At 41.0% G+C, this 6106-nt stretch carries 6 protein-coding genes; all 6 read left to right on the top strand.

Annotated features, from left to right (window positions below):
• Positions 1-306: 306 nt before the first annotated feature.
• The 6 genes from R7Z77_RS23530 to R7Z77_RS23505 all read left to right on the top strand — a co-directional run bounded on the left by R7Z77_RS23530 (position 307) and on the right by R7Z77_RS23505 (position 6087).
• The gene (locus tag R7Z77_RS23530; protein ID WP_169592369.1) at positions 307-678 is read left to right on the top strand and encodes a plasmid mobilization protein; all 372 of its coding nucleotides are present in this window, start codon (positions 307-309) and stop codon (positions 676-678) included.
• The gene (locus R7Z77_RS23525; protein WP_225455838.1) at positions 662-2806 is read left to right on the top strand and encodes a relaxase/mobilization nuclease domain-containing protein; all 2145 of its coding nucleotides are present in this window, start codon (positions 662-664) and stop codon (positions 2804-2806) included. The genes R7Z77_RS23530 and R7Z77_RS23525 overlap by 17 nt, the downstream gene beginning before the upstream one ends.
• Before the next feature lie 69 nt (positions 2807-2875).
• A complete protein-coding gene (locus tag R7Z77_RS23520; protein ID WP_225455839.1) occupies positions 2876-3760 on the top strand; it encodes a helicase RepA family protein in 885 nt (294 codons plus the stop codon).
• Positions 3760-4623, top strand: a complete 864-nt coding sequence (repC, locus tag R7Z77_RS23515) for a replication protein C, IncQ-type (RefSeq protein ID WP_318136856.1) — start codon at positions 3760-3762, stop codon at positions 4621-4623. The genes R7Z77_RS23520 and repC overlap by 1 nt, the downstream gene beginning before the upstream one ends.
• A gap of 448 nt (positions 4624-5071) precedes the next feature.
• Complete coding sequence (locus R7Z77_RS23510) at positions 5072-5212, top strand: hypothetical protein (protein WP_169691954.1); 141 nt, start codon at positions 5072-5074, stop codon at positions 5210-5212.
• Positions 5213-5682: 470 nt separating this feature from the next.
• The gene (locus tag R7Z77_RS23505) at positions 5683-6087 is read left to right on the top strand and encodes a hypothetical protein (RefSeq protein ID WP_169654004.1); all 405 of its coding nucleotides are present in this window, start codon (positions 5683-5685) and stop codon (positions 6085-6087) included.
• The last annotated feature ends 19 nt before the right edge of the window (positions 6088-6106 follow it).

Here is a 6106-nt window from a genome sequence, read left to right as displayed (position 1 = left end):
CATTAAAAATAAACTACGTGAGCTGGGCTACAAAGAAAAGCGAAATCTTGAAATCTAGCATTTGGGGGGTTGAGGGGTTAGGAGCAAGGTATAATTTAGCTCCGCTAAATTCCCTCCATTTTCGCTTCGCTTCATTCCGTGCCTTGCCATTGCATGGAGCTTGGTAGCCTAGCGGCTACGGGAAACCTGAAGGTTTCAGACTTCCTCAACCGCGCAAAGCGAGGGCGAGGAAGGCGGGTGTGTGAGGCGGCTGCCTCCCCCTACCAAACACAAACACAGCAATAATTATTATAAAAAGGCTGAATTATGGAACGTACCAGACCAGTAAGAATAAGTGTCTATTTCACTGATAGCGAAATAGACAAACTTAAAGATAAATACCAAATCGACCCATCGAACAAGCGTCCGAACGGTAAGTTAGCAGGTTATATGCGAGAGCAAATACTGAACGGGAAAATAAGCGAGTCACGCTTAGATCCTATCTCAGTGTCTCAATTCTCAGAGCTTGCAAGGTTATCTAGTAACCTTAATCAAATCACTCATCATTTAAATAAGCACAATATGAGTGAATATCTCAATTGTGATATAAATGAATTAAGAGAAACTTTAAATAAAATAAGAAGCACTTTAATAAATATAAATACAAATAAAGGTGACAAAGATGAAAGCGAAAGTTAATAGAGGTAACGGCTTTCGAGGGCTGGCTAATTACATCCTTGATTCAGTGAAAGGGGCTGAGTTACTAGGGGGTAATATGTCGGGTAAAAACTCAAGAGAGCTTGCAAAAGAGTTTGCCGTCTGCCGTAAATTAAGACCTAACATTAATCGTCCAGCGTGGCATGTTTCTCTTGCTTTGCCAGCAGGGGAAAACATTGATGATTCAATGTGGTGCAATGTTGCTCAACGATTTTTAGAAGAAATGGGTGTGGATATTAACATGCACCAATACTTTCTTGGTAAACACTCAGACACAAACAACGAGCATATCCATATTGGGTTAAACCGCATCGGTTTTAATGGTGAGTTGTACCACGGAAGAAATGACGTAATGCTTGCAATTCAAGCAACTCACAAACTAGAAAAGGAGTTTGGTTTACAGTTAACTCCAACTTTTGAAGAGCGTAAACAAGAAAAATCTCTCACATCAAATGAGATCCAAATGGCAGCGAGGACAGGGGAAGTGCCAGCAAGAGCAGCATTGCAAAACATTTTAAATGAAGCACTTACAGATAAGCTGGACGTTTTTGCATTTATAGAACGATGCGAAGCGGCAGGAGCAACAGTTATCCCGAACGTTGCCAGCACTGGACGATTAAACGGTTTCGCCTTTGAGTATCAAGGCATTAAATTTAAAGGCTCCGATCTTGGGGCGAAGTACACCTATAAGAACTTAAAAGAAGTGGTGATTTATGAGCAAGACAGACAAAGTGCGGAGCTTATCGCAGCAGCACAAACAATCAAGCAAAGGCTCAATGCAGTCAGTGAAAGAGACGCAGCAACAGAGCAACAGGAATCTAGACCAGATCCAGCAGGTAACGGAAAAGCTGAACATGCTACCCAGTCACCTGATCAGCGTAACGAACAGTCTGAACGCCTTGGAGAAGTCGATAAGATCGGAACATCAGAAGAACAAGGGCGAGCTATCGAAAGCAACTCAGAAGATGCTCAATGCAGAAATCAAGCTGAAGAAGCAGAGCAACAGCGTAGTGTGGCAAACGAAGTTGCTATGGTGGATTCTGGGCTTGCTGATTGGGGTGATGCTGACAATCACATTAGTGATATTGTCGCGCCCATTGTTGCAGTTTCTAATAAATGTCCATCGGCTAATACAGTAAGGAAACAGCAGTTATGGCAGCAGCAAGCCGAAGCTCTACAAGCTGATAAGTACCGCATAACCCTGATCGGTCGCCAAGGGCAAAAGCCTTGGGTGCTAGGAAAGCAGAAAGACGGCACAGAGAAGTTTTATAGTGTTGAAGAAGTTAAGAATAACATTCCACTTCTAAGTAAAAAGAATGCAGAGGGACGGGATATTTATATCACTCCCATCACGCTTGATTATCACTATATTGTCGTTGACGATTTAACGCCAGAAACGCACAAGGAAATGCTTGCTAATGGCTACTCTCCGAACCTGGTGCAAGAGTCGTCCAGGGACAACTATCAAGCAATCTTTAGAGTGCCTAAAACCACCGACGAAAAAGACCGAGAGATCGCAAATAAGGTGGTTGTAGGTCTGAATAAACGCTATGGCGATGAAAACTTCACTGGCGTATCTCATCCATTCAGAATGGCAGGATTCAGCAATAAGAAGCCAACAAGAAACAACTTCTTCACTCGCTTAATATCAAGCTCTGCAAACGCTTGTCAGCGTGTTATCACTTTGCTTAAGCAAGAACTGGATAAAGTGATTAAAGAGCGTGAGGAGGCTAAACAGGCGTATCAGAATGCGAAAGTTCAGCAACCTAAGCAAATCTCACTTGAAGAAGAGAGATTAAGGAAAATCGCAAGCGTTGATGCTACTACGAAAACAGCCGATGCGGTCTTTATGCGCCACTGGAGCAAATGGCATGGATTAGCTAAAAGCAAAGGCTGGTCTATCGATTATTCACGTATTGATTTTGCAGCTACCATAGACATGATCAAGGGCGGCTATAACGATGAAGAAATCCTGATTGCCATTGTGAATAGCTCCCCGTCCGTAGTGGACAGAAAGAATGATGTACAAGACTACACACGCAGAACGTTAGAGAAAGCGAAGATTAAACTTGGTGACGGTGATGATGGTAATAATCAATTATCGTTGTAACATAAATGACAAAGGGGCGAGTGCAGCAACACTCAACCCCTTCAAAATTGTTAACTTTAAGGCATTAACATGGATAATCTTAAACAAGAAACCCCAGTGTTTCAACTGGGTGGTGCAGGCTATCTGCATTTAGAACAAGCATTTTCAGAAGAAGCCCCAGAACTCGATTTTGTTTTTGACGGCTTATTGGCTGGCACTGTAGGCGGCATTGTTGCGGCTGGCAGCACTGGCAAATCATATTTTGCTTTAGGTCTACTTTCTGATCTTGCTACTGGCAAAGATACTTTAGGCTTAGGCATCAAAGAGTGCGATAAAGGTACGGTTTATCTAACACTCGAAGATCCCCGTGAAATTCTCCATCAGCGTATGCACGCAATTGGTTCTCTTTTAGCACCTGATGACCGCATTAAAATGCAGCGTAGAGCGCACATCGAGAGCCAAGTGGGGAGCCTGATCCACTTAGTGGATAGTAACGGCTTTTACAATCAACGCATTATTGATGCTATGTGCCTTGCATTCGAAGGTAAGCGCCTTGTGATACTCGATACGCTTCGTAGATTCCACTCTGGCAATGAGAACGACTCAGGACACATGAGCACTCTGATCAGTTGCTTTGAGCAAATAGCTCATCGCACTGGTGCTGCAATCCTCTTCCTGCACCACGTAAACAAGACAAGCAACTTCTTAGGCTCAGGGCTTGAGCAAGGTGCTTCTCGTGGCTCTGCGGCTCTTACAGACAACATACGATGCCAAATCAACCTAACAACCATGACAAAGGAAGATGCAAAGCAATTCAATATTGATGAGCTTGAGCGCACTAAGTATGTTCAGCTTTACAACTCAAAAGCCAACTACCAAAAGGACAATGGAATAAGGTGGTTTAAGCGAGGCGTTGGAGGTGTTTTGATGCGTCATAATTTCAGTGCTTCAAATATGATTAGAGGGCGTAACTAATGGATGATGTAAGATTCCCTGCGGCTCGTAATCACCCTGTTTTACACGCTGCACCAACCTTTAGACCAATCGCCAAGGGTAGGCGAAGAAAGGGCTTAGAGCGCATTCACGAAACGCCTAATGGCACACTAAAAACCAGAATGTTCTATGAGCTTGATGTGGCTGATCAGGATTTGCTTTTGTGCGTTTTAGCAATTGCTCGAAGTGAACTGTATCGTGAAGCAATAGATCAGGACGATAAGATACTTGAAGCCTTGGAGATAGATCTTAAAGGTGGTTCTATCAATGAAAAAGAGACTTTCAGGCTCTTAGAACTTCCAGCATTAAAAATATCACTAACAAGATATGAGTTACTTAAAGAGTTGCAACGCTCCACATCAGGAGCCAAGAACTATAAGTGGCTTGAGGCAAGTCTAGATAGATTAGGAGCTGTTAGTTTCAAATATGACGGTGCTCGCTGGTCTGGATCTTTTAATCTTCTCTCTTATCGGTTTAATAAAGATACTGAGCAATATGATATTTTTATCAATCCTATCTCTGCGCACTCTGTATGGTCTCAAAAAGCAAATTATATCTTTATCCATAGACAAGAAAGGCACTTGCTGAAAGCTGATGCTTCAAGGGTTCTTCACAGCTATTTATCAGGTGTGGTTCGCTTGGGCGAGACAAGGCATATAGGAATTGATACGGTGGTTAGTGCTGTGTGGGCGCAATATGACGAGGAAGTATCAAGTGATACCTTTAGATTTAGAGCTAAGCAAATCTCTGATGGGTGTAAGGAGCTATCTAGATTAAACGGGTGGAGTGCTGAAATTGTCGGTAGAGGGAAAAAGGCGAAAGTTAAGGTATCTAGATCTAAATGACTACTGTACTAACACTCACAAACTACTGTACTAACACTCACAAACTACTGTACTAACACTCACGTTTTTACTCTTCAAAATTCTCCTCTAGCCCACGTCCTGTAAGGGCTAGAGCGAAATCACAAAAATGCCCTCTATATATCTCTAAATATATCTAGAGAGGAGTATAAATACTTCCTCTCTTGAAGCAGAGCGAAAAGAGGGGAAGCCTAGCGGCTTCACACACGCGCCTTGCGCCTTGCGGCTGCAAGCCTAAAAAAGGAGTTGCGGATGATAATCATTTGCATTTAGCCTCGTTTTATGTTAAAATATCTTAAGTGGTAACGGATCTATCTCTCCTCCCTCCTCTCGTTGCCATCTTTCGCTGTATATCCAACTTCTTAATAAAAACACAATCGTCTGGTTGGGTATCACTGTATCTATAACTATATAAAAAATAAGGATTAATATGCGTGACTTTAATGAGTTTGTCGTAGGCTTTACTGTACTTTTGGAAATGGTTAACAACTCAGGTTCGACTTCTCCTGATGAATGGATCCTGACATTGATCTTCTCTTTGTTTATTCACTTTATTTACCAATCCAAATAGCTGTTAACGGGGATTCAGCGATTTTCTTCGAAATCTGCATGGTTTGTGAAAATCTCGATAGTTGCTTTGGAATTTGCATGAATTTGAAATTTGGCTGTATCTCCCCATGAAATCGAAAACTTTTCAACCTCACCACATGCTGGCACTTCAATTGCACTCACTAACAAGCACATAATTAGTAAAATTGCAATATGCTTGTATATTATCGTCCGTATATTGCAATATGCTGCATTAATTACTCTAACATTTGCAATAATGCACGAATATACATCTCTTACTTTACGTTATTATTGCAAGCATATTGCAAGTTATACGAACAGGCATATTTTAATTATCTTCTTTTTGATTACAATATGCTTTTAAATTGACTTTTATTTATTTTCAGTATAATTGCAAATTTATCTTGTGTATCGTCAAGCATATTGCTATTATTAAAATATAGTTAATGAGCATACAAAGAGGGCTTTATTATGATGTATCGTCAACGTGGCAAAATGTTCAATGTTATTCGAACTACTTACAATCCTGAAAAGGGGCGAGGTGAGCAAAAGATTGTTTGCTCATTTAAAGCGGCTGATATTAGTATATTAGATTTCTCTAATTCACTTATTCAAGACCAAATTTCTAAAAATGAGCTTAATAGTGAAGAGGTTGAAGAGTTTAAAAACTGGTTTGAATCAACCAAAGAGGGTGTACAAAAAGAACTAAATAAGAAAGAGAATGAAAATGTTTGCTTCTGGCTCAAGACAGGTAGAGATCACATTAATAATGAAATTACCGAAGAATTAGCGGATAATATTTATATTGAGCTTAAGCGCATTAAAAATAAACTACGTGAGCTGGGCTACAAAGAAAAGCGAAATCTTGAAATCTAGCATTTGGGGGGTTGAGGGG

This window comes from Vibrio sp. 1401, from assembly GCF_033340295.1.
Note: the sequence above shows the minus strand (reverse complement) of the source record. Positions and strands in the feature narration are given on the sequence as shown.

Bases quoted from the DNA above. Each gene is read 5' to 3' on its own strand.
- R7Z77_RS23530 (WP_169592369.1), top strand. From the start codon at position 307: ATGGAACGTACCAGACCAGTAAGAATAAGTGTCTATTTCACTGATAGC.
- R7Z77_RS23525 (WP_225455838.1), top strand. From the start codon at position 662: ATGAAAGCGAAAGTTAATAGAGGTAACGGCTTTCGAGGGCTGGCTAAT.
- R7Z77_RS23520 (WP_225455839.1), top strand. From the start codon at position 2,876: ATGGATAATCTTAAACAAGAAACCCCAGTGTTTCAACTGGGTGGTGCA.
- repC (WP_318136856.1), top strand. From the start codon at position 3,760: ATGGATGATGTAAGATTCCCTGCGGCTCGTAATCACCCTGTTTTACAC.
- R7Z77_RS23510 (WP_169691954.1), top strand. From the start codon at position 5,072: ATGCGTGACTTTAATGAGTTTGTCGTAGGCTTTACTGTACTTTTGGAA.
- R7Z77_RS23505 (WP_169654004.1), top strand. From the start codon at position 5,683: ATGATGTATCGTCAACGTGGCAAAATGTTCAATGTTATTCGAACTACT.